This window comes from Amycolatopsis sp. WAC 04197, assembly GCF_003947475.1.
In the GTDB taxonomy this organism is placed as follows: domain Bacteria; phylum Actinomycetota; class Actinomycetes; order Mycobacteriales; family Pseudonocardiaceae; genus Amycolatopsis; species Amycolatopsis japonica.
The window spans coordinates 1,095,504-1,118,628 of the sequence record NZ_QHJK01000001.1 but is presented as its reverse complement, the minus strand read 5'-3'; the positions used below and the strand labels follow the sequence as shown (position 1 = coordinate 1,118,628).

Here is a 23,125-nt window from a genome sequence, read left to right as displayed (position 1 = left end):
TGAAGGCCCCCTTCCTTGCGCCCAGGTACAGGAAGGGGGCCTTCATGTACTTCAGGCCCCAGACCCCCAGGACGTTGCCTACGCCACACGCGAAGTGACCGTCGAGTAGCTAGGCTGCGGTTTCATGAGCAGTGCGACGGAGCCGCTCGGGACGCCGCCCGAGGACGAACCGGACATCCACACGACGGCCGGCAAGCTGGCCGACCTGTACCGCCGGTATGACGAGGCGGTGCACGCGGGTTCCGCGAGGGCGGTGGAGAAACAGCACGCCAAGGGCAAGAAGACCGCCCGCGAGCGGATCGACCTGCTGCTGGACGAGGGCTCCTTCGTCGAGCTCGACGAGCTGGCGAAACACCGCTCGGTCAACTTCGGCCAGGAGAAGAACCGCCCCTACGGCGACGGCGTCGTCACCGGCTACGGCACGGTCGACGGCCGCCCGGTGTGCGTGTTCAGCCAGGACGTCACCGTCTTCGGCGGTTCACTCGGTGAGGTGTACGGCGAGAAGATCGTCAAGGTGATGGACCTGGCGATCAAGACCGGCCGCCCGATCATCGGCATCAACGAGGGCGGCGGCGCGCGGATCCAGGAAGGCGTCGTCTCGCTCGGGCTGTACGGCGAGATCTTCAACCGCAACGTCAAGGCGTCCGGCGTCATCCCGCAGATCTCGCTGATCATGGGCGCCAACGCGGGCGGGCACGTCTACTCCCCCGCGCTGACCGACTTCGTGGTGATGGTCGACAAGACCTCGCACATGTTCATCACCGGCCCCGACGTCGTGAAGACCGTGACCGGCGAAGAGGTCTCCTTCGAGGAACTCGGCGGCGGGCGCACGCACAACACCCGTTCGGGTGTCGCGCACTACCTCGGTTCCGACGACGAGGACGCCATCGCGTACGTGAAGGAACTGCTCGCGTTCCTCCCGGCGAACAACCTGTCCGAAGCGCCGCAGTTCGAGACCGACTCGGCGCCCGGAGGGTTCTTCGACGACGTCACCGACACCGACCGCGAGCTCGACACGCTGATCCCGGACTCGCCGAACCAGCCGTACGACATGCACGAGGTCATCAACCGCGTCGTCGACGACGGTGACTTCCTCGAGGTGCACGAGCTGTTCGCGCCCAACATCCTGGTCGGCTTCGGCCGGGTGGACGGGCGCAGCGTCGGCATCGTGGCGAACCAGCCGACCCAGTTCGCCGGCTGCCTCGACATCGACGCCTCCGAGAAGGCCGCGCGGTTCGTGCGCACCTGCGACGCGTTCAACATCCCGGTGCTGACCTTCGTCGACGTCCCCGGCTTCCTGCCCGGCACCGACCAGGAGTGGAACGGCATCATCCGGCGCGGCGCGAAGCTGATCTACGCCTACGCCGAAGCGACCGTCCCGCTCGTCACCGTCATCACCCGCAAGGCGTACGGCGGCGCGTACGACGTCATGGGGTCGAAGCATCTCGGCGCGGACATCAACCTGGCCTGGCCGACGGCGCAGGTCGCGGTCATGGGCGCGCAGGGCGCGGCGAACATCGTGCACCGCAAGACACTCGCCGCGGCCGCCGCCGACGGCAAGGACGTCGACGCGCTGCGGGCCGAGCTCATCCAGGAGTACGAAGACACCCTCCTGAACCCGTACGCGGCGGCCGAGCGCGGTTACGTCGACTCGGTGATCGTGCCCGCGCACACCCGCGGCCACGTCGCGAAGGCGCTCTCGCTGCTCCAGGGCAAGCGTGAGTCGCTGCCGCCCAAGAAGCACGGGAACATCCCGCTGTGACCGCGCCCGAAACCCCGCTGCTGCGCGTCGTCCGGGGCAACCCGGACGACGCCGAGCTCGCCGCGCTGACCGCCGTCGTCGCGGCGGCGGCCGGTGCGCGGGCACCGGAACCGGCGCCGAAACGGGATTCGTGGTGGGCGGACAAGGCATCGCTCGTGCGGGCCCCGCTCGCCCCGGGAGAGGGCGCCTGGCGGGCTTCCGCGCTTCCTCGCTGAGACGGGCTCGGCGGGCTATCGTGGCAGTCCTGCCGACCGCGATCGCCTCAGAAAGCCGTGCGTGACGAACCAGGACCATCTCTCCACCGAGTTGCGCCGTCTGCGCAAGGCCGCCGGGCTGTCCGGTACCGAAGCGGCGAGCCTCACCGGCCTCAGTCAGTCGAAGGTGTCGCGGGTCGAGACCGGCGCGTTCATGCCGACCGAGGAGCAGGTCGTCGCGCTGTGCCGCGTCTATCGCGCGCCCGCGAAGATCCGGCGCGAACTGGTCGCGATCACCCGGGACCTCCGTGAAGAGGCGTCGTCCGCCCGAGTCGTGCTTCAGCGCGGTGCCTGGCGGATGCAGCAGCGCATCGGCAAGATCGAGACGGCGTCCGCCCGGATCCGGAGTTTCCAGCCGACCATCGTGTTCGGCCTGCTCCAGACCCGCGACTACATCACCGCGCTCTTCGGCGACGCGCTGCCGGAGGACGAACGCGACCAGACGGTCGAGGCCCGGCTGGAGCGTCAGCGGATCCTCGATTCGAACCGTGAGTTCCATTTCGTGCTCACCGAAGGCGCCCTGCGCTGGAACATGGGCGGCGCGGCGACCATGCTGGCCCAGCTCGGCCACCTCATCGAGATCTCCCGCCGCGATCGCGTACGGCTCGGCGTGATCCCGTGGACCACTCCGGTGTCGGTCCCCGTCCTCCACGGTTTCGACATCTACGACTCGCGCGCGGTGCTCCTCGGCACGCAGACGGCCACGGCCCTCGTCACGGACGAACGCGAAGTCACCGACTACGAAAAGAACTTCGCCGAAGTCGAGCGCTACGCCACCTACGGCGACATCGCCTGCGGGCATCTGACGCGGATCGCCGCCGACTACCGACAGCTCGCGGCCGGTTCACTTCGGTGACCTAAGACCCTTGGCCTTATGCACTCCGAGAGTGCATCGTGTGTAAAGCAGCTGTCGGTGAAGGTCCCTTTCCGTGCGCCGAACGCGATCAGCGGAGCCGCTCACCGACCGATCGGCACAGATCACCCGATCTCGCCAACCTTGCTGCCGCGCAACCCGTCTACTTGCCGAAACAGTCACTGGGGAAAGGCCCTCCTATGACCACCTGGCACGAAAACATGACCGGCTGGCACAAGTCGACCTACACGCACTGGGAAGAGAACGCCTGCGTCGAGGTCGGCACCGCACCCGGCCTCGTGGGCATCCGGGACACCAAACAGTGGGCGCTGCCGGACGAGACCCGGCCGATCCTGGTGGTCCCGGCCGAGTCCTTCACCGCGCTCCTCGAGCACCTCGGACGATGAACGACGTCGCCGAGCCGTACATGGTCCACGATCCGCGGGAGATGGCGGGCCAGCTGATCAACGGCAACTGGATCGTCGCGCGGTGGGAGCACCTCGGCGAGGACGAGGACCTCGACCACTGGACCGCCGTCCTGCGCGGGCACTGCGAAGAACTCGACGTCGATCCGTATGTCATCAACATCCCGCGGAAGAGCCTGACCATCGTCTTCAACGGCGCGCTCCCCGCGCCGACGTTCGAACAGCTGGAGAACTCGATCGCGGCCATCGAGTACCACCGCTTCCTCGAACGCGAGATCGGGCCGCGACCGCTCGACTAGCGGCCGGCCGAAGCACTGACACCCCCCTTGAAGGTTCAGCCCTGTCTGACATATATTCCACGTGGAATAATCAGTAGGGAATCTTCCAAGGGGGACATTCATGGCCGCGAAGCTCACCCCGCTCGCCATGGCGGTGCTCGAACTCCTGCATGAGCGGCCCATGCATCCGTACGAGATGGCGCAGCTGATGCGCGAGCGCTTCGTCAACACACGAGTCAAGGTGAAGGCGGGCTCGCTCTACCACACGGTGGATCGCCTGGTGCAGAACGGTTTCGTCGAGGTCGTCGAAACACAGCGGGACGGGAAACGCCCCGAGCGCACCGTGTACGCGATGACGGACACCGGCCGCGACGAGTTCGTCGACCGGGCGCAGGACATGCTGGCCACCCCCGCCGAGGAGTACCCCGAGTACCTCAGCGCGCTCGCCGTCATCGACGAGCTCGGCCCGGAAATGTCGCTCACCCAGCTCAAGCACCGCGTGCTGCGGCTGCAGGCCGCCATCGCCTCCGACCAGGTCGTGCTCGAAAACCTGGTCAACGAGCACAAACTCCCCGAGATCTACTGGCTCGACTGGTCCTACGCCACCGCGCGGCGGGCCTTCGAGCTCGAGTGGACCCAAAAACTCGTCGAAGACCTGGAATCCGGCCGCATCCGGTTCCAGGGCCACTGCACGCCAAAACTGAACCTGGTCACCGAGGACGACAGCGATGAACGCAAGACAAGCTAACCCCTGGGCCGCGCTTTCCGCGCTGTGCCTGGGTTTCTTCATGATCCTGCTGGACACCACGATCGTCTCGACCGCGATCCCCGCGATGCTGCGGGAACTCGGCGCCGGACTGAACGCGATCGTCTGGGTGATCAGCGTCTACCTGCTCACCTACGCGGTGCCGATGCTGTTCGCCAGCCGCCTCGGCGACCGCTTCGGCCCGAAACGCGTCTACCTGGCCGGGCTCGTGGTGTTCACCCTGGCCTCGCTGTGGTGCGGTCTGTCCGGTTCGGTCGAAATGCTGATCGCCGCCCGCGCGGTGCAAGGACTCGGCGCCGCTTTGATGACGCCGCAGACCCTGGCGTTCATCAGCCATCTGTTCCCGCCGTCGAAGCGTGGCCCCGCGATGGGTCTCTGGAGCGGCGTCGCCGGGATCGCGGCCATCGTCGGGCCGGTGCTCGGCGGCGTGCTCGTCGACCACCTCGGCTGGGAATGGATCTTCTTCGTCAACCTGCCGGTCGGCGTGGTCGCGATCGCGCTGGCACTGCTCAAGGTGCCGGACTGGCAGCCGAAGCACTCGCATTCCTTCGACGTGCCGGGGATCCTGCTGTCCGGCGCCGGTCTGTTCTGCGTCGTCTACGGCGTCCAAAATGGACAGCACTACGACTGGGGACGGGTGTTCGGGCCGATCACCGTGTTCGAGATCATCGGCCTCGGTGTCGCCCTGCTGGTCGCTTTCGTGGCGTGGCAACGGTTCAACCGCCGCGAACCGCTGCTCCCGCTCGGCGTTTTCGCGAACCGCAACTTCTCGGCGGGCACACTGACCTCGGTCACCGTCGGTTTCGCGATGACCGGCATGTTCCTGCCGCTGGTGATCTACATCCAGGCGGTGCTGGGCGAGTCGCCGACGATGTCCGGTCTGCTGTTCGCGCCGATGTCGTTGCTGGCCGGCCTGATCGGCCCGTTCGTCGGCCGCGCTTCGGACAAGGTCAACGGGAAGGTCCTGCTGATCGTCGGGCTCACCGCGCTCGCCGCGGGAATGGGACTGGCGGCCCTGATCGCCGAGGCGGGCGCGAACGCGTGGACGCTCACCCCGGCGTTGCTGGTGGCGGGCGTCGGCATCGGCTTCATCTTCCCGCCGATGGGCAATCTGGCGATGAGCTCGGTCGAACCGCGGTTCGTCGGGACCGCGTCGGGCATCTTCAACACCGCCCGGCAGGTCGGCGGCGTACTGGGCAGCGCGGCCGTCGGTGTGCTGCTGCAGGCGCGGATCGGCAGGTCGATCGCCGACGAGGCGGCGTCGGCCGCGACCGCGTTGCCGGAGCAGTACCGGGCACCGTTCGCGGAAGGCGTCGCGAAGGCCGCGGAATCGACCGGGGAGTTCGGTTCTTCCGGGGCGGCCGCGTTCCCCGGCTTGCCGTCCGGGGTCGCCGAGCAGGCACAGCGGCTCGCACTCGAAGCCGTCCACAATGGACTCACCGACGCCGCCCGGGTGACACTGCTGCTTCCGGCCGCGGTGCTCGTGCTGGGCGTGCTCGCCGCGCTCACCATGCGCCGCCCTGCCCGGGCGCCCCACCCGCCCGCTCGCGAACCCGCCGCCAGTGCCGCCTGACCCTCCTCCCGCATTTAGTCCTCTGAATGCGGGTCGTGGGCCCACCACCGGTGCAATGAACGGTCCTTTCCTTGCAAATTTCGCAAGGAAAGGACCGTTCCTCTCATCCGCGCGGGAGGCGGAAGCTACCGGCGGTACCGCAGGCCGTAGCCGTACGGGTACAGCGCCTTCTTGCCGTCACCGACGTTCACCGGTTCCTGCGCCGCACTGACCGGCCAGCTGAACGTCAGCTTCCCGGTCGGGTTGTAGTCGCCGTAGAGGACATCGGCGACGCCGGCGCCTTCACTGCCCGGCAGCCAGGCCGCGACCAGCCCGTCGAACCGCGGCAGTTGCGCGGCGATGTCGAGCGGACGCCCGGACACGGTCACCACGACGACCGGGACACCCGAACTCTTCAGCTTGGCGATCGTGGCGAGGTCTTCCGCGTCGAGTCCGAAGCCGTCCGGCCGGTCTCCCTGTCCTTCGGCGTACGGCGTTTCGCCCACCACGGCGACGGCGACCTGGTAGCTGCCGTCGATTCCGTCACCCGCACGGTCATAGGTCACCGTGGTTCCCTTCCCCGCCCCCGACTTGATGCCGTCGAGGATGGTCGTGCCCGGGATCACCGGGCCGCTCTGTCCCTGCCAGGTGAGCGTCCAGCCGCCCGCCTGGTTGCCGATGTCGTTCGCGTTCTTGCCCGCGACGAAGATCTTGTTGTTCGTCTTCGCCAGCGGCAGTACACCGTCGTTCTTCAGCAGCACCTGGGATTCGCGGACGGCCTGGCGGGCCAATTCGCGATGTTCCTTGCTGCCGAACGTCTTCTGAAGCGACCGGTCGGTGTACGGGTGCTCGAACAGGCCGAGTTCGAACTTCTCCGCCAGGATGCGGCGGTTCGCGTCGTCGATCCGCTCACGCGAGACACGTCCCGCCTCGACCTCGGCCTTGAGGTAGGCGATGAACTGCGGCGCGTCCCACGGGACCATGAACATGTCGATGCCCGCGTTGACCGAGAGCCGCACCTCTTCGGGGGTGAAACCCTCCTTGCCGTCGATCTGGTTGATCGCGTTGTAGTCCGAGATCACCAGCCCGCGGAACCGCAGTTCCTTCTTGAGGACGTCGGTGATGAGGTACTTCTGGGCGTGCATGCGCACTCCCTGGAAGCTGGAGAACGAGATCATCACCGAGCCGACCCCGCGGTCGATCGCCTCGCGGAACGGCGGCAGATGGATCTGGCGCAGTTCGCGTTCGCTCACCTCGGTGTTGCCCTGGTCGACGCCGTTCGTCGTGCCGCCGTCACCGACGTAGTGTTTCGCCGTCGCGAGCACGGATCCCGGTTTCTCGCCGAGCCTGCGCCCCTGAAGCCCGGTGATGGCCGTCGCGTTCGCGATGGCGTCACGCGGGGATTCGCCGAAGGATTCGTAGGTCCGGCCCCAGCGGTCGTCGCGGGCGACGCACAGACAGGGCGAAAAGTCCCACTGCGGACCGGTTCCGGCGACTTCCAGCGCCGTCGCCCGCCCGATCTTCTCGACCAGGCGCGGATTGTTCGCGGCGCCGAGGCCGATGTTGTGCGGGAAGATCGTGGCGCCGTAGACGTTGTTGTGGCCGTGCACGGCGTCGACGCCGTAGAGCGTGGGAATGCCGAGCGGCGTCGAGACCGCCGCCTTCTGATACGAGTCGACCATGTCGGCCCACCCGTTCGGTGTGTTGCTGGCGGGCACCGAGCCACCGCCGGAGAGCAAGGACCCCAGTTTGAGCGCGGCGGCCTGGTCGGGGGTGACCGCGCCGCGTTCGGCCTGGGTCATCTGGCCGATCTTGTCGTCGAGGCTCATCCGCTTGAGCAGGTCGTTCACCCGCGCGGACGTCGAAGCGTGCGGGTTCTTGTAGAGCGGTCCCGGGGCGGCGGACGCCACCGGGGTCAGGGCCGAACCGGCCAGGAGCAGTCCTGCGAGCACTGTGGTTTGCGTCGTGCGAAGAGATCTTCTGACGCGGAGGCGGGGCGACATTGGTTCCTCCGTAGCTCGAACAATCCATATGTTGCGCGCCACAACAAACTAACTCCACCGTCGGGTGTTCCAGGTCACAATCAGGCAACGGCGAGCCGTCGAGTACCTTCCTCACGTGCGTTTCGTTCTCGCGTCCCAGTCCCCCGCCCGCCTCGGTGTCCTGCGTTCCGCCGGCTTCGATCCGAGCGTCGTCGTGTCCGGCGTCGACGAGGACGCGGTCGCCGCGTCCCTGACCGATCCGGCCCCCGAAGAGCTGGTCCGCGCACTCGCCGCCGCGAAGGCCGAAGCGGTTTTCGAGGCCCTCGACGGGCACTCCGACATGGTCATCGTGGGCTGCGATTCGATGCTGTCGATCAACGGCGAAATGGTCGGGAAACCGATCACGCCGGAAGCCGCGCGCGAGCGCTGGGCGTCGATGGCGGGCAAAACCGGTGAACTTCTGACCGGCCACGCGATCATCCGCGTCGAGAACGGTGAGAGGACGAAGGAAGCCTCCGGGACCGAAGGGACCACTGTTCGCTTCGGCACACCGTCGCAAGAAGAGATCGAGGCGTACATCGCTTCCGGAGAGCCGCTTCAGGTGGCCGGCGGCTTCACCCTCGACGGGCTCGGCGGCTGGTTCATCGAGGGGATCGACGGTGATTTCTCGAGCGTCATCGGGATCAGCCTGCCGCTGACCCGGCGTTTGCTGACGGAGGTCGGCGTGAGTGTCATCGATCTCTGGTCCCGTCCCGCATCCTGAGACGACTCCCACACGATCAGGTGATCCGGAAGAGTCCTGCTTCGCCGAACGTTCTTCACGTTCGGGAAATCAGGAAACTTTCACGCACCGGAGTCGCCCCGTGTCTTTCATTCGGACCTACACAAGGCCAAGGGTCTTCGCGGCGGCGGTCCTCGGCTCGCTCGTCGTGGGCGCCCTGCTCGGCGTCCTCGCCAGGACGACCGAGGCGAGCTGGCTGACCGACCTGCTCGACCAGATCGGCACGATCTTCACGACGCTGCTGCAGATCGCGGTGATCCCGCTGGTCTTCACGGCGATCGTGGTCGGCATCAACAGCCTGCGCAACCTCGGCGGCGGCAAGAAGGCCGCACGGCTGGGTGGCAAGACCGTCCTGTGGTTCGCGATCACCTCGTTCATCGCGTCGCTGATCGGCATCGCCGTCGCGAAGCTGTTCAACCCGGGCAGCGGCGGCCTCGGCGAAGGCGTCGCCGCGACCGCGAAGAACGCGGACAAGGCCACCAAGAGCGTCGACAACTGGGGCTCCTGGAGCGCCTTCGTCGAAGGCTTCCTGCCGAAGAACTTCTTCGCCGCCTTCACCGAAGGCTCGACGCTTCAGGTGCTGTTCCTCGCCGTGCTGATCGGCGCGGCGGCCTACAGCCTCGGTGACAAGGCCAAGCCGTTCGTCGACTTCACCACCAGCGTCTTCGAGATCATCCAGCGCTACCTCGGCTGGATCGTCCGGCTCGCCCCGATCGGCATCGTCGGCCTGATCGGCGCCGCGGTGGCGAACTACGGTGACGCCCTGTTCCGGCCGCTGTTCACCACCACTCTCGCGGTGTACGTCGGCTGCCTCGTGGTGCTGCTGGTGGTCTACCCGATCCTGCTCCAGTTCGTGGCGAAGGTCAGCCCGCTGAAGTTCTTCTCGAAGGCGGGCACGGCGATCCAGTTCGCGTTCGCTTCGCAGTCTTCGGCCGCGACGCTGCCCCTCACCCGGCAGTCCGCCGTGAACCTGGGCGTCCAGCCCGCGTACGCCGCCTTCGCGACTCCGCTGGGCAGCGCCACGAAGATGGACGGCTGCGCCGCGGTGTTCCCCGCGATCGGCGCCATCTTCATCGCGAATCTGTCCGGGGTTTCGCTGAACATCTGGCAGTACGTCGGGATCGTCGTGGTCGCCGTGCTCGGTGCGCTGGCCACCGCGGGCACCACCGGCTGGCTGACCGCGCTGACCCTGACCACCGCGTTCATCGGCCTCGACGCGCAGCAGGTGGCGCTCGGGATCGCGCTGATCTACTCGGTGAACCCGATCATGGACATGATGCGGACCGCGACCAACGTGGCGGGCCAGATCGTCGTGCCGGTCGTCGTCGCCCGCAGCGAAGGCCTTCTGGACGACGAGGTGCTCAACTCGCCGACGGACCCTTCGCCGACTGAGAGCGGCGAAGCGGCTACCGCCTCCGCGAAGGAGCCTGCCACCGCTGGTGCGTGACCCTTCTGCCGGTACGTGAAGGCCCCCTTCACTGCGTCTAGCGCAGTGAAGGGGGCCTTCACGTACTTGGGTCGGGAGCGGCCGCCCGAGTGGTAGCAAAGGTCCCTTGCTCCCTGTCAGGGGCAGGCCCGCAGATCCGCCTTCGTCAGCCGGACATCCGGCCAGCCCCGCAGCTCCGAAGGCGCGGTGTACCGCCGCGTGCACCCCACGGAACCGCGGGCGACGTCGTAGACCTCAGCGAGCACCGGCGCCGCCTGGCACCGCGCCGAGCCAGACTGCGCGCCGGGGCATTCGTGCCGCACGACGATGACGTCCGCGACCCCGTCGGCGGTCACGTCGTTCAGGGCGACCGTCCCGGCGTCGGAGAAGTACGGCTTCCCGGTGTCCCGCCAGATGCCGCCGCGCGCGACGAACAGTTCCCCCGCCGCACCGGCGCCCGTCTCGCCGCGCACCAGGCACACCGGCGTCGCCCCGTCGACACAGCGCAAAGAATCGCCCTTCAGGGTGACCCCCATGTCGTTGATCATCAGCGGGTACGCGGTGTCCGCGCCGATCCGGACCACACCCTGTTTCCCCGCGCCGTCGGCCAGCAGCACGACGGGCAGCCCGCCGACGGTCATCGCGCCGATCTCGCGGCAGGCCGAGTCGCCGCAGTTCACCCCGGGCGCGCTCGGGGCACCATCGGAAACCGGAGGCACGCCGGGGTCGCCGTCGGGCGTCGGGGCGGCCGGGCGGAGCAGGATCACGGCGACGATCACGCCCGCCGTCACCACCACCGCCAGCAGGGCGGTGAACAGCACGGATAGTGGCGCCCGCGCTTCCTGTGTCCGCATATCCCAGAGCGTAAGTGATCTAGCGCAGAGTGCACGTCTATGTTGTTCCTGTGACGAACCCCGGACTGCCCACCGCACTGTTCCTTCCGACGGCGAAGAAGCCGAAGGACTACACGAGCGCGGAAATCGAACTCCGCGCGACCAAGGACGGCCGGATGGCGTTGATCGCCTTCAGTTCCGTGCAGCGCCTGGTCGAGTGCTGCGGGCCGCACCAGCCGTGGGCACTGGTGAAATCCGAGCACCTCGGCCGGGTCCACCAGGCCCAGCCGTACGACCTGATCGTGCTCGATTCCGATCTTCCGGAAGAACTACGGCATCGCGAAGCCCTGGTGTAGGGCCTGTTAGAAGAACTACGCCACCGTAAGCCACTGCTATAAACAGTGTCACCGGGTGGCCTTGCTCTCACTAATCAGAGCGGGAACTTCCGTAAACTGCTGCGGAGCCGCATCGGGGCGGCCCGACGTGCGAACGCAGGAGGTACGGCGTGACCGAGCAGGCCGGCACAGGTGGTCCGGTGACCAAGATCCTGATCGCGAACCGCGGGGAAATCGCGGTACGGGTGATCAGGGCGGCGAAGGACGCCGGGCTGACCAGCGTCGCCGTCTACGCCGATCCTGACCGCGACGCACCCCACGTGCGCCTCGCGGACGAGGCCTTCGCGCTCGGCGGCACCACCGCGGCAGAGAGCTACCTCGTCTTCGACAAGCTGCTCGACGCCGCCAAGCGGTCGGGCGCGGACTCGGTCCACCCCGGCTACGGGTTCCTCTCCGAGAACGCGGACTTCGCCCAGGCGGTGATCGACGCCGGGCTGACCTGGATCGGGCCGAGCCCGCAGGCCATCCGCGACCTCGGGGACAAGGTCACCGCGCGCCACATCGCGCTGCGCGCCGGCGCCCCGCTCGTGCCCGGCACCAAGGACCCCGTCGCGAACGCCGACGAGATCATCGCCTTCGCCGACGAGCACGGCCTGCCGGTGGCGATCAAGGCGGCGTTCGGCGGTGGCGGCCGTGGCCTGAAGGTCGCCCGCACCCGCGAAGAGATCCCCGAGCTCTTCGAATCGGCGACGCGCGAGGCGATCTCCGCCTTCGGCCGCGGCGAATGCTTCGTCGAGCGCTACCTCGACAAGCCGCGCCACGTCGAGGCGCAGGTCCTCGCCGACCAGCACGGCAACGCCATCGTCGTCGGCACCCGTGACTGCTCGCTGCAGCGCCGCCACCAGAAGCTGGTCGAGGAGGCGCCCGCGCCGTTCCTGACCGACGAGCAGCGCAAGCGCATCCACGAGTCCGCGAAGGCGATCTGCAAGGAAGCCGGCTACTACGGCGCCGGGACCGTCGAGTACCTCGTCGCCGTCGACGGCACGATCTCGTTCCTCGAAGTCAACACGCGACTGCAGGTCGAGCACCCGGTGTCCGAGGAGACCACGGGCCTCGACCTCGTGCGCGAGATGTTCCGCATCGCGCGCGGCGAGAAGCTGCGCATCACCGAGGACCCGGAACCGCGCGGCCACTCGATCGAGTTCCGCATCAACGGCGAGGACGCCGGCCGCGGCTTCCTGCCCGCGCCCGGCACCGTGACGAAGTTCGTCGCGCCGAGCGGCCCCGGCGTCCGCGTCGACTCGGGCGTCGAGTCCGGCAGCGTCATCGGCGGCCAGTTCGACTCGATGCTCGCGAAGCTGATCGTCACCGGCTCGGACCGGCAGAACGCGCTCGAGCGCAGCCGCCGCGCGCTGGCCGAGATGGTCGCCGACGGGATGGCGACGGTCCTGCCGTTCCACCGCGTGATCGTGAACGACCCGGCCTTCATCGGCGACGAGAACGGTTTCAGCGTCCACACCCGCTGGATCGAGACCGAGTTCGAGAACACCATCGAGCCGTTCGTGGCGCCGGAAACCGTCGAGGCCGAGGAAGAGCAGCCCCGGCAGAACGTCGTCGTCGAGGTCGGCGGCCGACGGCTCGAAGTGTCGCTCCCCGGTGGTTTCTCGCTCGACGCCGGTGGCGGCGGGACGGCTGTGAAGGCCAAGCCGCGCAAGCGCGCGGGCGGCACCAAGGCCGCGGTGAGCGGGGACGCGGTCACCGCGCCGATGCAGGGCACCATCGTCAAGGTCGCCGTCGAAGAGGGCCAGCGCGTCGAGGCGGGCGAGCTGGTCGTCGTGCTCGAAGCGATGAAGATGGAGAACCCGGTCACCGCGCACAAAGCGGGCACCGTCACCGGGCTCTCGGTCGAGGTCGGGGCCGCGGTGACGCAGGGCACGCAGCTGTTCGAGCTCAAAGACTGACGAATGTCGTGGTTGACGGGACCTCGCCCGGCCTATTCTCGAGAGGGTGAGCGAGGTTCCGTCTCCGCGGCTGCGGATCAGTGATCAGGATCGCGAGTCCGCGCTGACCGCGCTCGGCGAGCATATGACCGTCGGCAGGATCGACATCGACGAATTCGGTGACCGGTCCGCCCGGATCACGGCCGCCAAAACCCGCGGCGAGCTGGCCGAGATCTTCCTCGACCTGCCCGAGCCGCACCCCCGCTACGACGCTCCGAAGGCGGCCGTCGGCGAACCTGAGAAACCGGCGTCGCCGTGGGCGGGCATCTCGCCGACGCAACGCGTCATGGGCGCGCTCCTGCCGATCCTGTTCATCGCCACCATCGCGCTGATCATCACCACCGGCATCACCTGGTGGTTCATCCTCGTCCCGATCGGGATCAGCGCCGTCGGCGAGGGCATCTGGGGCAAGGGCTGGGAGAACTCGCACAAGAAGCTCGGGAAGCAGCGTCGGCGGGAACTCGACGGCTGATCCGCCCGTAGACTCGGGACGTGGGTGCCGAGAGACCGGACATGCGGCTGAGCGACGCCGAACGCCAAGACGCGCTCGAGGCGCTGGAAGAGCATGTCCGCACCGGCAGACTCGACCTCGACGAGTTCGGTTCGCGGTCGGCGAAGGTCAGCGCCGCGAGGATGGCGAGCGAACTCGAACCGCTGTTCACAGACCTGCCTTCGCCCCGGCCCAGCGCGCTGCTCCCCCTGCCGCCGATGCCCGGCGTCGCGCAGGCGGCCGAGAAGAACGAGATCCAGCCGTCGAAATGGCTGACGGCCAGTGCCGTGCCGATCGCCGCCGCCGTCGCGATCGCGTTGTTCTTCTTCACGCGCGGGACGTTCCTGGTCTTCCTGCTGCCGCTGGCGGTCGCGCTGATCATGAGCCGCCGCCGCTGAAGCGCCGGTTACCCTCGAAGGGTGGAACCGGTGGAGATCAACGCGGGCGAGTACTACCTGCGGCAGCTGCGGGCGGACAAGGCCCTCGACGACCGTCCGGCGCTGGTCGCGGCCTTCGCGGACCCGACGCACCGCAAGTACGTCCTCAACTACCGCTTGCGGGACCTGGACGAGGCGACCGAGTACGTCGCGCTGCGCGCCGCCCAGTGGGCCGGTGACGAGCGCTGTTCCTGGGCGGTGGCCGAACCGACGACCGGGGATCTGCTGGGCGAGGTCGGCCTGCGGGATCTCGATCTCGACGCCGGGTACGCGGAGGCGTCGGTCTGGGTGCGCGCGGCGTCGCGGGGCAAGGGGGTCGCGAGCACCGCGCTCAACGCGGCCCTGCGCTTCGGTTTCGGCGGGCTCGGCCTGCGCGAGGTCAGCTACCGCTACGAGGAGACGAACGAGGTGTCCGCCTCGGTCGCCCGCAAATGCGGGTTCACCCTGGTCGGGCCCGAACTCGATCCGGCCCCGACCGGGGAACGCCTCATCCGCTGGCGCCGCACCGCCTGACCCCCTTACGCATTTCGTCCTCTGAATGCGGTAGTACGCGACACCAACTACCGCATTCAGAGGACGAAATGCGGGGCTTCGCACTACGCCCTACCGCATTTAGTCCTCTGAATGCGGGCGGTCAGAAGGGGTAGGTCGGCGGCGGGTTCCGGACGGTGACCCAGCGGGTCTCGGTGAACGCCTCGATGTTCGCCGCCGCGCCGCCGAAGCGGCTTCCGGTGCCCGAAGCGGCGACGCCACCGAAGGGGCTGTTCGCCTCATCGCTGACCGTCTGGTCGTTGATGTGCACGATCCCGGTCGGGACGCGATCCGCGAGCTCCAGTCCTTTGAGGACATCGCGCGTGACGATCCCCAGCGAGAGCCCGTACTCGCTCGCCGTCGCGAGACGGATCGCCTCCTCCGCGTCGGAGAACCGCACGACCGGCGCGACCGGGCCGAAGATCTCCTGGGCGACCGCGGGCGCCGTCGGCGGCACGTCGGCGAGCACCGTCGCGGAGTAGAACAGCCGGTCGTACTCGGCGCCGGCGGCGACCCGCGCCCCCGCCGCCACGCTGGCCGTCACCAGGTCGTGAATCTTGTCCCGCTGTCCGGCGTCGATGATCGGCCCGAGCGCGACCTCGTCCCGCGCCGGGTCGCCCACCCGCAACGCGGCCGCCTTCGCCGCCAGCCGCTCGACGAAGTCGTCGTAGAGCCGCTCGTGCACGAGGTGCCGCCCGGTGGTCATGCAGATCTGGCCCTGGTGGAAGAACGAGCCGAAGGCGGCTACTCCGGCGGCCTCGTCGACGTCCGCGTCGTCGAGCACGATGAGCGCGGAGTTCCCGCCCAGCTCCAGATGTGCCCGCTTCAAATGCTTTCCGGCGAGTTCGCCGACCTTGCGCCCGGCGCCGGTCGACCCGGTGAACGAGATGACCCGGACCGCCGGATGCGTCACCAGGGTCTCGCCGACGTCCGCGCCGCCCGGCAGCATCTGCAGCACACCCGGCGGCAGCCCCGCCTCCTCGAAGATCCGCGCGAGGACGAAGCCGCCGGTGACGGCGGTGCGCGGATCCGGCTTCAGGATGACCGCGTTCCCCAGCGCGAGGGCCGGGGCGACGGAGCGGATGCCGAGGATGATCGGCATGTTGAACGGCGAGATCACGGTGACCACACCGGCCGGGACACGGCGCGCCATCGAAAGGCGCGGCTCCTCGCTCGGCAGGAGTTCGCCGTACGGGCGGCCGGGCAGGGCCGCCGCTTCGTAGCACTCCTGCTCCGCGACATGCAGCGAAAAGTCGGCGACTCCCGGCACCGCGCCGACCTCGCGGACGTTCCACCAGCGGATCTCGTCGGCGTACTCCGACCACAACGTGGCCGCCTTGCGCAGGATCGCGGCCCGCTGGACGTGCGGTGTCGCCGCCCAAGCCCGCTGCGCCTCGGCCGCCGTCTCCGCCGCTTTCGCGGCGTCTTCGGCCGAGGCGATCCCGATGCTTCCCAGCACCGCTCCGGTCGCGGGCTCCGTGACGTCACGGACGCCACCGGATCCGGGCACCCAGGCACCGCCGGCGAAGATCCGGTCCGTCCACGTCGACGCGTCGAGAAACACCACAAGGCCGCCTTCCGTATCGGGAAGGCCGACGCTATGCCAGATTCACCGGATCAGGCAACGATCCCTGCGCGCGTGGCACACCACCCGGCGGCGGCGATCAACTCACCGGCTCGATGATCCCCGAGCGTGCTTCCGGCGCGGCGGAGCGCAACGCGTCGGCGGCCTCGTCGCTCGGCTGCGACTGGGACTCCCGTTCCGCGTCGACCCGTGCCTTGTACACCTCGACTTCGCGCTTCTCCTCGTCCTTCGACCAGCCGAGCACCTCACCCACCAGCGTGGCGACCTGCGCCGCGCAGTCGACGCCGCGATGCGCGTACTCGATCGAGATCCGCGTCCGCCGCGCGAGCACGTCTTCCAGATGAAGCGCGCCCTCGTGGCTGGCCGCGTACACGACCTCGACGCCCAGGTAGTCCGGAGCGTGCTCCAGCGGCTTCAGCAATTCCGGCCGTCCTTCGCCGAGCGCGAGGACCTCGTGCACCATCGAGCCGTACCGGTCGAGCAGGTGACGCACGCGGTACGGGTGCAGCCCGTGCTCACTGGCCAGATGATCGGCCTGGTTCACCAGCGCGTGGTAGCCGTCGGCGCCGAGCAGCGGCACCTTGTCCGTGATGGACGACTGCGGCCTGCCCGGCAGGTCGACGGCCGCGGCGTCGACGGCGTCGGCCGCCATCACCCGGTACGTCGTGTACTTGCCGCCCGCGATCGCGACCAGTCCCGGTGCGACACGCGCGACCGCGTGCTCGCGCGAAAGCTTCGACGTCTCTTCGCTTTCCCCGGCGAGCAAAGGCCGGAGCCCGGCGTAGACGCCTTCGATGTCGTCGTGCGTGAGCGGTGTCGCGAGCACGGTGTTGACGTGTTCGAGGAGGTAGTCGATGTCGTGTTTGGTCGCGGCGGGATGCGCGAGATCGAGGTTCCAGTCGGTGTCGGTGGTCCCGACGATCCAGTGGTTGCGCCACGGGATGACGAACAGCACGGACTTCTCGGTGCGCAGGATCATGCCCGATTCCGAGACGATCCGGTCGCGCGGGACGACGATGTGCACGCCCTTGCTCGCCCGCACGCGGAACCGGCCGCGGCCACCGGAAAGACGCTGCAGTTCGTCGGTCCACACGCCGGTGCAGTTGACCACCGCGGAGGCGTGGATCTCGGTCTCGCGACCGTCCTCGACGTCGCGTACGCGGACACCGGAAATACGGTCCGCCTCGCGGAGGAAACCGACCACCTGGGTGGAAGTGCGCACGACGGCGCCGTAGTGCGCGGCGGTGCGGGCGACCGTCATCGTGTGCCGCGCGTCGTCGGATTGCGCGTCGTAGTAACGGATCCCGCCGATCAACGCGGACCGCTTCAGCGCCGGGACCATCCGCAGCGCGCCCGCGCGGCTCAGGTGTTTCTGGCCGGGGACCGACCGCGCGCCGCCCATCGTGTCGTACATCAGCAGGCCGGCGGCGGTGTACGGACGCTCCCAGATCCGGTGGGTCAGCGGGTACAGGAAGCTGACCGGCTTCACCAGATGCGGGGCGATCGTCGTGAGCATCAGCTCGCGTTCCCGCAGGGCTTCCCGCACCAGCCCGAATTCCAGCTGTTCGAGGTAACGGAGCCCGCCGTGGAAGAGCTTGCTGGACCGGCTCGACGTTCCCGAGGCGAGGTCGCGCGCTTCGACGAGGGCGACCCGCAGGCCGCGTGTCGCGGCGTCGAGCGCCGTGCCCGCCCCGACCACTCCGCCGCCGATGACGACGAGGTCGAATTTGTCCTCACCCAGCCGCTGCCAAGACTCTTCCCGCTTGAGCGGTCCCAGCCTGGCGGGGCTGTTTTCGGCTTCGCGCTGAGAGCTTGCCACGTGACATTCCTCCTTGGTGCCGCTGTGACTCCAGCATCGCACGATCGGCCGCGACCGGTCCGTTATGCGGGTGACACGTGTGGCGTAACCCTCGTCGATCTTGGAAGGATTGGTTCCCGCGACGCCTGGAAGGAACAAATACGCGACGGTAACGTGCCACGGACGTGGGTCGGCAAGGGCGCCGTAGCACACCGTGTTCGACCCTGCGCGGAATGTCCAAAGTGGAGGTCAAGCGGTGAGTGCAGGAGCCATATTCGTCTGGGAGCTGCTGGGAACGGCGGTCCTGATCCTGTTGGGTAACGGCGTGGTCGCCAACCACGTGTTGCGGAAGAACAACGGCCACAACGGTGGCGTCGTGATGATCACCCTCGGGTGGGCGTTCGCGGTCTTCGCCGGCGCGAGCATCGCCGCGCCGAGCGGCGCGCATCTGAACCCCGCGGTCACGCTGGGCCTCGCCATCGCGGACAAGACGAAGTGGGCGGACGTCCCGATCTACTTCGCCGGGCAGATGGTCGGCGCGATCCTCGGCGCCGTGCTCTGCTGGGCCGCCTACAAGCTGCAGTTCGACGACCACCCGCAGCGCGACGAGACGCTCGGCATCTTCTCGACCGCGCCGCAGATCCCGAACAAGGCGTGGAACCTCGTCACCGAGATCATCGGCACCTTCGTGCTGGTCGCGTGGATCCTGCTCAGCCCGGTCTACGCCAACGCCACGGGTGAGGGCGGCACGCCGAACTTCGGCAACTCCGCGCTCGGCTACGCGGGTGTAGCGTTCGTCGTGCTGGTCATCGGCCAGTCCCTCGGCGGCCCGACCGGTTACGCCATCAACCCGGCCCGAGACCTCGGCCCCCGCATCGCGTACGCGTTCCTGCTGCCCATCAAGAACAAGGCCAACCCGAACTGGGGCTACTCCTGGATCCCGGTCGCCGGCCCGCTGGTCGGCGGTGCCCTGGCCGCCCTGCTCTTCCTCGCCGTCCACAACCTCACCTGAGACTGGAGTTTTCGATGACTTCGTACGTAGCCGCGATCGACCAGGGCACCACGTCGACCCGCTGCATGATCTTCGACCACTCCGGCCGGGTGGTCGCCGTCGACCAGCGGGAACACGAGCAGATCTTCCCGAAGGCGGGCTGGGTCGAGCACAACGCCGAAGAGATCTGGGAGAACACGCGGGCCGTCGCCGCGGGCGCGCTGGCCAAGGGCGACCTGGTCGCTAGCGACATCGTCGCCGTCGGCATCACCAACCAGCGCGAGACCACGCTGGTCTGGGACCGCACCACCGGCAAGCCGGTGTACAACGCGATCGTGTGGCAGGACACCCGCACCGACAAGATCGTCGCCGACCTGGGCGCGCTCGGCGGCGGGCAGGAGCGCTACCGCGCGAAGGTGGGCCTGCCGCTGGCGACCTACTTCTCCGGACCGAAGATCAAGTGGATCCTCGACAACGTTGACGGCGCCCGCGCGAAGGCCGAAGCCGGGGACCTGATCTTCGGCAACATGGACACCTGGGTGCTGTGGAACATGACCGGCGGGGTCGACGGCGGCGTGCACGTCACCGACCCGACCAACGCGTCGCGGACCATGCTGATGGACCTCGACACGCTGGCCTGGGACGCGGAGATCGCCGAGGAGATGACGATCCCGCTGTCGATGCTCCCGGAGATCCGGTCGTCGTCGGAGACCTACGGCAAGGTCCGGGAGAAGGGCGCGCTGGCCGGGGTCCCGATCTCGGGCATCCTGGGCGACCAGCAGGCGGCGACCTTCGGGCAGGCGTGCCTGTCGCCGGGCGAAGCCAAGAACACCTACGGCACCGGCAACTTCATGCTGCTCAACACGGGCACCGAGAAGGTCATGTCGGACAACGGGCTGCTCACCACGGTCTGCTACAAGATCGGTTCGAACGACACGGTGTACGCGCTCGAAGGTTCGATCGCGGTCACCGGTTCGCTCGTGCAGTGGCTGCGGGACAACCTCGGCCTGATCGGCTCCGCGGCCGAGGTCGAGCAGCACGCCCGGACCGTCGAGGACAACGGTGGCGCGTACTTCGTGCCGGCGTTCTCGGGTCTCTTCGCGCCGTACTGGCGCTCCGACGCCCGCGGCGCGATCGTCGGCCTCACCCGGTTCGTCAACAAGGGACACATCGCGCGGGCGGTCCTGGAGGCGACGGCGTTCCAGTCGCGCGAGGTGATCGACGCGATGAACGCCGACTCCGGTGTCCCGCTGAAGTCGCTGAAGGTCGACGGCGGCATGGTCGTCAACGAGCTGCTCATGCAGTTCCAGGCCGACATCCTCGGCGTGCCGGTGATCCGGCCGGTGGTCAACGAGACCACCGCGCTCGGCGCGGCGTACGCGGCCGGTCTCGCGGTGGGCTTCTGGAAGAGCGAGGACGACATCCGCAACAACTGGGCGCAGGACAAGCAGTGGGACCCGTCGATGGACGAGACCCGCCGCGAGTCGGAGTACCGGAACTGGAAGAAGGCGGTCACGAAGACCTTCGACTGGGTCGACGAAGACTGACCTGCGGTTGTCCGTGAAGGCCTCCTTGAGGGACCCTGCGTCCCTCAAGGAGGCCTTCACTTACTTGGCGCATTCAGAGGACTAAATGCCGCCGCCGGTTTGCGGAGCACCGGCGGGCTTGACCTTCACCTGCGGCGTCTTGCCCGGTGTACCGCACGGCTTCGTCAACGCGGCCGGGACGACCCGCGCCGAACTCGACGACGGCGCGCTGCTGCTCGACGGCGGTTCACTGCTCGACGGCGGCTGACTGCTGGACGGTGGCTTGCTGCTCGACGGCGGTTTGGTGGGCGTGGTCGTCGGCGGCGGGCAGACGATCTCGAACTCGACGGTCGCCGTCCCGCTGGCGGCGGGCAGGTTCGGCCCGCCGTCGCACCGGAAACTCGCCTTGAACTTGCCGGTCCTCCCCGCGGCCTTCCCGTGCCCGGTGTACGCCGCGCCGGACTGGGCCGAGAGCGTGACCGGACCGGTCAGGCCCGGCGACGTCACGGCGGTGGCCGTGCCATGGCAACTGGCGCTGAAGTCCAGCGCCTGCCCCGGCGCGACCTTCGCCGGACTGACCGACAATTTCGGCGGTGGCGCGGTGGCCGACGCCTGCGGAGCGAGGAACACTCCCGCCGTCATCGCGAGCAAACCGGCGCCCGCGACGATTCCCTTCATTCCCATGATCTTTTCTCCCTCAATGCGAGCCCTCGCACTGAGAACACCATCGGGAAAGGGAATCGGTTGCCCCGGTCTGCGGCGCGCCCACCGGAATTTTCGAAACCTGACGCCCCGAAGCCGGTTTCCCCGGCGAAGAAGGCTTCGGCAGCACTGTCGGCTTCGGCGCAGGCGGTTTACTCGACGACGTCGGCGTTTTGTCCGGCACGATTTCGAGGTTCGCCGTGATCTTCGTGGTCTTGCAGATCGCCGTCACCGTGTAGAAGGCAGGCCGCGCCTCGGCGTCGATATGCGCGACGGCGCCCTGGATCACCGGAACCTCGTTGGTCACCGTGAATTCGCCGATGCGGTCGAACACCTTCGACTTCACCTCGCCCAGTTCGCCGACCGGACAGCCGACCGACACCAGGATCTCCTCCCCCGCCACCGACTGCCGGGGCGAGAGACCGAGGAACGGGTACGGATCCGCCTTCGGGCTCGTGGACGGGGCGTCCTGCGCGTACGCGACGGCCGGGACGACCAGCGCGACCCCGCACGCCAGCACCAGGGCGGACCTGATCATGGAACTCACCTCGCGATCAACCGGGCGAAAACGATGATGTTGTCGAGATAGTTGCGCGACGCCTTGTCGAAGACCCCGCCGCAGGTGATGAGCCGCAGTTCCGGTTCGGCGGTGTCGCCGTAGACGGCGTCGGTCGGGAACTTGTCCTTCGCCACCCTCTCGACCTTCGTGACCGCGAACTCGGCCGTCGTGCCGTCCTTGCGGGCGACCGAGACCTTGTCGCCGGGCGCCAGTTCCTTCAGCCGGAAGAAGATGCCCTTCTGCTTGTTGCCGTCCACGTGCCCGAGGATCACCGACGGCCCGACCTCCCCCGGGGTCGGGCCGTTCACGTACCAGCCCGCCTGCAACGGCCGGGTCACCGGCGGTACCTCGATGGTGTTGTCCGCGTTGAGCCCGAGCGGGATCAGGCTGGACTTCGCCTCGATCTTCGGCACGTCGATCGACACCGGATCGGCCTTCGGCATCCCGCCGACCGGCTCGGCCTCCGGCTCGCTGCCCGGTGCCACCGGCACCTCTGTCCGCTCCGTGCTCGCCGGAGGCGCGGCCTGGCCGGTCTCCCCCGGACCGGACAGGACGATCGCCAGCGTCGCCAAGACGGCCAACAGGACGACCGCGAGCACCAGCGGCGCCCGTCGCCCCCGCACCCAGTTCGCTTTCATGTCCACCTCCCGGGCGCGACGAGCCGGTCCCGGCCCCCAGACCGGGACCGGCTCGTCGTTCACCCCACGACTGCCAAACGCCACAGACGGCCCGGCGGTTGCCCGCCAGGGTCACGAAATGATCGCGACCGCCGGTGCGAGAGGACGGAAGTCAGGAGGCCATGCTGCCGTCTCCCGCGTGGGCGGCGCCCGCGGGTACCGCGCTCACCTGCCGGGGCGGAACGGAAAACGTTGCCGTATAAGACTTTCCGTTGCAGTTGACGGTCAGCGGGTAGCTGCCGGGAGCCGTGCCGGCCTTGAGTTCGACGTCGGCGCTGACATTCGCCGGGACCCCGATGAGCGGGCCGTAGTCGTATTTCCCGATGGTCAGCACCGGCGAAGAGAACGTCGTCGACGTCGGCGCCTTCATGCCGTCTCCGCCGGGGCATTGCGCCAGCGCCACGTTCGCGTCGCCGTGCACGTACTTGTTGACGAGCCCGAGTTCGTACGCCGTGTCGTCGTTGAGCTGCACGGTGACACCGGGATCCGGCTGGGGTTGCTGAGCGAAACCGGTCGCCGGCCCCGCCAGCACCGCCGCACCGATCGCCACCACTCCGGCGAGCACCCTGCGAATCACGAAAA

General features: G+C 68.4%; 24 protein-coding genes. 16 read left to right on the top strand and 8 right to left on the bottom strand.

What is annotated here, in order from left to right:
- Window positions 1-124 precede the first annotated feature (124 nt).
- From DMC64_RS05615 to DMC64_RS05585, 7 genes are all read left to right on the top strand, one after another.
- Window positions 125-1,762 carry an acyl-CoA carboxylase subunit beta gene (locus tag DMC64_RS05615; RefSeq protein WP_125732418.1) on the top strand — a complete coding sequence of 546 codons (1,638 nt, stop codon included), beginning with the start codon at window positions 125-127 and terminating at the stop codon, window positions 1,760-1,762.
- Window positions 1,759-1,977: an acyl-CoA carboxylase subunit epsilon gene (locus tag DMC64_RS05610; protein WP_016331339.1), complete on the top strand. Its 219-nt coding sequence runs from the start codon at window positions 1,759-1,761 to the stop codon at window positions 1,975-1,977. Before DMC64_RS05615 ends, DMC64_RS05610 begins: the two co-directional genes overlap by 4 nt.
- A 61-nt stretch (window positions 1,978-2,038) precedes the next feature.
- Window positions 2,039-2,872, top strand: coding sequence for a helix-turn-helix transcriptional regulator (locus tag DMC64_RS05605; protein ID WP_125732416.1), 834 nt, complete (start codon window positions 2,039-2,041; stop codon window positions 2,870-2,872).
- Between the two features lie 197 nt (window positions 2,873-3,069).
- Window positions 3,070-3,276 (top strand): DUF397 domain-containing protein, encoded by a 207-nt coding sequence (locus tag DMC64_RS05600; protein WP_037332315.1) that lies wholly within the window; start codon window positions 3,070-3,072, stop codon window positions 3,274-3,276.
- Window positions 3,273-3,593, top strand: a complete 321-nt coding sequence (locus DMC64_RS05595; RefSeq protein ID WP_016331336.1) for a hypothetical protein — start codon at window positions 3,273-3,275, stop codon at window positions 3,591-3,593. Before DMC64_RS05600 ends, DMC64_RS05595 begins: the two co-directional genes overlap by 4 nt.
- A gap of 100 nt (window positions 3,594-3,693) precedes the next feature.
- Window positions 3,694-4,320 (top strand): PadR family transcriptional regulator, encoded by a 627-nt coding sequence (locus DMC64_RS05590; RefSeq protein ID WP_125732414.1) that lies wholly within the window; start codon window positions 3,694-3,696, stop codon window positions 4,318-4,320.
- Window positions 4,301-5,911: a DHA2 family efflux MFS transporter permease subunit gene (locus DMC64_RS05585; protein WP_125732412.1), complete on the top strand. Its 1,611-nt coding sequence runs from the start codon at window positions 4,301-4,303 to the stop codon at window positions 5,909-5,911. The genes DMC64_RS05590 and DMC64_RS05585 overlap by 20 nt, the downstream gene beginning before the upstream one ends.
- Before the next feature lie 125 nt (window positions 5,912-6,036).
- Here the strand turns inward: DMC64_RS05585 and DMC64_RS05580 are convergent, their stop codons facing one another.
- On the bottom strand, window positions 6,037-7,842 hold the full coding sequence (locus DMC64_RS05580) for a glycoside hydrolase family 3 protein (protein WP_199754888.1): 1,806 nt from the start codon (window positions 7,840-7,842) through the stop codon (window positions 6,037-6,039).
- 166 nt (window positions 7,843-8,008) lie between these two features.
- Here DMC64_RS05580 and DMC64_RS05575 point away from each other — a divergent pair, with 166 nt between their 5' ends.
- Complete coding sequence (locus DMC64_RS05575; RefSeq protein ID WP_125732408.1) at window positions 8,009-8,635, top strand: nucleoside triphosphate pyrophosphatase; 627 nt, start codon at window positions 8,009-8,011, stop codon at window positions 8,633-8,635.
- 100 nt (window positions 8,636-8,735) lie between these two features.
- Entirely contained in the window at window positions 8,736-10,100 is a 1,365-nt protein-coding gene (locus DMC64_RS05570; RefSeq protein WP_125732406.1) for a dicarboxylate/amino acid:cation symporter, read from the top strand.
- A 116-nt stretch (window positions 10,101-10,216) separates the two neighbouring features.
- Here the strand turns inward: DMC64_RS05570 and DMC64_RS05565 are convergent, their stop codons facing one another.
- Window positions 10,217-10,900 (bottom strand): hypothetical protein, encoded by a 684-nt coding sequence (locus tag DMC64_RS05565; protein WP_125732907.1) that lies wholly within the window; start codon window positions 10,898-10,900, stop codon window positions 10,217-10,219.
- Window positions 10,901-10,983: 83 nt separating this feature from the next.
- Between DMC64_RS05565 and DMC64_RS05560 the strand changes: the two genes are divergently transcribed.
- The 5 genes from DMC64_RS05560 (at window position 10,984) to DMC64_RS05540 (ending at window position 14,687) form a co-directional block, all read left to right on the top strand.
- Window positions 10,984-11,268, top strand: a complete 285-nt coding sequence (locus DMC64_RS05560) for an SAV_915 family protein (RefSeq protein ID WP_037332331.1) — start codon at window positions 10,984-10,986, stop codon at window positions 11,266-11,268.
- Window positions 11,269-11,417: 149 nt separating this feature from the next.
- Complete coding sequence (locus DMC64_RS05555; RefSeq protein ID WP_125732404.1) at window positions 11,418-13,208, top strand: acetyl/propionyl/methylcrotonyl-CoA carboxylase subunit alpha; 1,791 nt, start codon at window positions 11,418-11,420, stop codon at window positions 13,206-13,208.
- 46 nt (window positions 13,209-13,254) lie between these two features.
- Window positions 13,255-13,719 carry a DUF1707 domain-containing protein gene (locus DMC64_RS05550; protein WP_037332334.1) on the top strand — a complete coding sequence of 155 codons (465 nt, stop codon included), beginning with the start codon at window positions 13,255-13,257 and terminating at the stop codon, window positions 13,717-13,719.
- A 41-nt stretch (window positions 13,720-13,760) separates the two neighbouring features.
- A complete protein-coding gene (locus DMC64_RS05545) occupies window positions 13,761-14,135 on the top strand; it encodes a DUF1707 domain-containing protein (protein ID WP_037332336.1) in 375 nt (124 codons plus the stop codon).
- Between the two features lie 21 nt (window positions 14,136-14,156).
- A complete protein-coding gene (locus DMC64_RS05540) occupies window positions 14,157-14,687 on the top strand; it encodes a GNAT family N-acetyltransferase (protein WP_125732402.1) in 531 nt (176 codons plus the stop codon).
- 121 nt (window positions 14,688-14,808) lie between these two features.
- On the opposite strand, the gene DMC64_RS05535 is transcribed toward DMC64_RS05540, so the two are convergent.
- Window positions 14,809-16,272 carry an aldehyde dehydrogenase family protein gene (locus DMC64_RS05535; RefSeq protein WP_125732400.1) on the bottom strand — a complete coding sequence of 488 codons (1,464 nt, stop codon included), beginning with the start codon at window positions 16,270-16,272 and terminating at the stop codon, window positions 14,809-14,811.
- A 97-nt stretch (window positions 16,273-16,369) separates the two neighbouring features.
- The gene (locus DMC64_RS05530; RefSeq protein WP_052120197.1) at window positions 16,370-18,109 is read right to left on the bottom strand and encodes a glycerol-3-phosphate dehydrogenase/oxidase; all 1,740 of its coding nucleotides are present in this window, start codon (window positions 18,107-18,109) and stop codon (window positions 16,370-16,372) included.
- Window positions 18,110-18,344: 235 nt separating this feature from the next.
- On the opposite strand from DMC64_RS05530, the gene DMC64_RS05525 reads away from it, so the two are divergent.
- Together DMC64_RS05525 and glpK are read left to right on the top strand one after the other, a co-directional pair.
- Complete coding sequence (locus tag DMC64_RS05525) at window positions 18,345-19,100, top strand: MIP/aquaporin family protein (protein WP_199754887.1); 756 nt, start codon at window positions 18,345-18,347, stop codon at window positions 19,098-19,100.
- A gap of 14 nt (window positions 19,101-19,114) precedes the next feature.
- Window positions 19,115-20,626 carry a glycerol kinase GlpK gene (gene glpK, locus DMC64_RS05520; protein ID WP_037332341.1) on the top strand — a complete coding sequence of 504 codons (1,512 nt, stop codon included), beginning with the start codon at window positions 19,115-19,117 and terminating at the stop codon, window positions 20,624-20,626.
- A gap of 81 nt (window positions 20,627-20,707) precedes the next feature.
- Here glpK and DMC64_RS42650 read toward each other — a convergent pair whose 3' ends face one another.
- The 4 genes from DMC64_RS42650 to DMC64_RS05500 form a co-directional block, all read right to left on the bottom strand.
- On the bottom strand, window positions 20,708-21,289 hold the full coding sequence (locus DMC64_RS42650; RefSeq protein ID WP_158634206.1) for a hypothetical protein: 582 nt from the start codon (window positions 21,287-21,289) through the stop codon (window positions 20,708-20,710).
- Between the two features lie 13 nt (window positions 21,290-21,302).
- Window positions 21,303-21,845 (bottom strand): hypothetical protein, encoded by a 543-nt coding sequence (locus DMC64_RS05510; RefSeq protein ID WP_125732397.1) that lies wholly within the window; start codon window positions 21,843-21,845, stop codon window positions 21,303-21,305.
- Window positions 21,846-21,850: 5 nt separating this feature from the next.
- A complete protein-coding gene (locus DMC64_RS05505; protein ID WP_125732396.1) occupies window positions 21,851-22,504 on the bottom strand; it encodes a class F sortase in 654 nt (217 codons plus the stop codon).
- 151 nt (window positions 22,505-22,655) lie between these two features.
- A complete protein-coding gene (locus DMC64_RS05500) occupies window positions 22,656-23,096 on the bottom strand; it encodes a hypothetical protein (RefSeq protein WP_125732903.1) in 441 nt (146 codons plus the stop codon).
- Window positions 23,097-23,125 lie beyond the last annotated feature (29 nt).

Excerpts from the sequence above, each read along its gene's own strand:
- DMC64_RS05615 (WP_125732418.1), top strand. The coding sequence starts at position 125 with ATGAGCAGTGCGACGGAGCCGCTCGGGACGCCGCCCGAGGACGAACCG.
- DMC64_RS05600 (WP_037332315.1), top strand. The coding sequence starts at position 3,070 with ATGACCACCTGGCACGAAAACATGACCGGCTGGCACAAGTCGACCTAC.
- DMC64_RS05595 (WP_016331336.1), top strand. The coding sequence starts at position 3,273 with ATGAACGACGTCGCCGAGCCGTACATGGTCCACGATCCGCGGGAGATG.
- DMC64_RS05590 (WP_125732414.1), top strand. The coding sequence starts at position 3,694 with ATGGCCGCGAAGCTCACCCCGCTCGCCATGGCGGTGCTCGAACTCCTG.
- DMC64_RS05585 (WP_125732412.1), top strand. The coding sequence starts at position 4,301 with ATGAACGCAAGACAAGCTAACCCCTGGGCCGCGCTTTCCGCGCTGTGC.
- DMC64_RS05545 (WP_037332336.1), top strand. The coding sequence starts at position 13,761 with ATGCGGCTGAGCGACGCCGAACGCCAAGACGCGCTCGAGGCGCTGGAA.
- glpK (WP_037332341.1), top strand. The coding sequence starts at position 19,115 with ATGACTTCGTACGTAGCCGCGATCGACCAGGGCACCACGTCGACCCGC.
- DMC64_RS42650 (WP_158634206.1), bottom strand. The coding sequence starts at position 21,289 with ATGGGAATGAAGGGAATCGTCGCGGGCGCCGGTTTGCTCGCGATGACG.
- DMC64_RS05510 (WP_125732397.1), bottom strand. The coding sequence starts at position 21,845 with ATGATCAGGTCCGCCCTGGTGCTGGCGTGCGGGGTCGCGCTGGTCGTC.
- DMC64_RS05505 (WP_125732396.1), bottom strand. The coding sequence starts at position 22,504 with ATGAAAGCGAACTGGGTGCGGGGGCGACGGGCGCCGCTGGTGCTCGCG.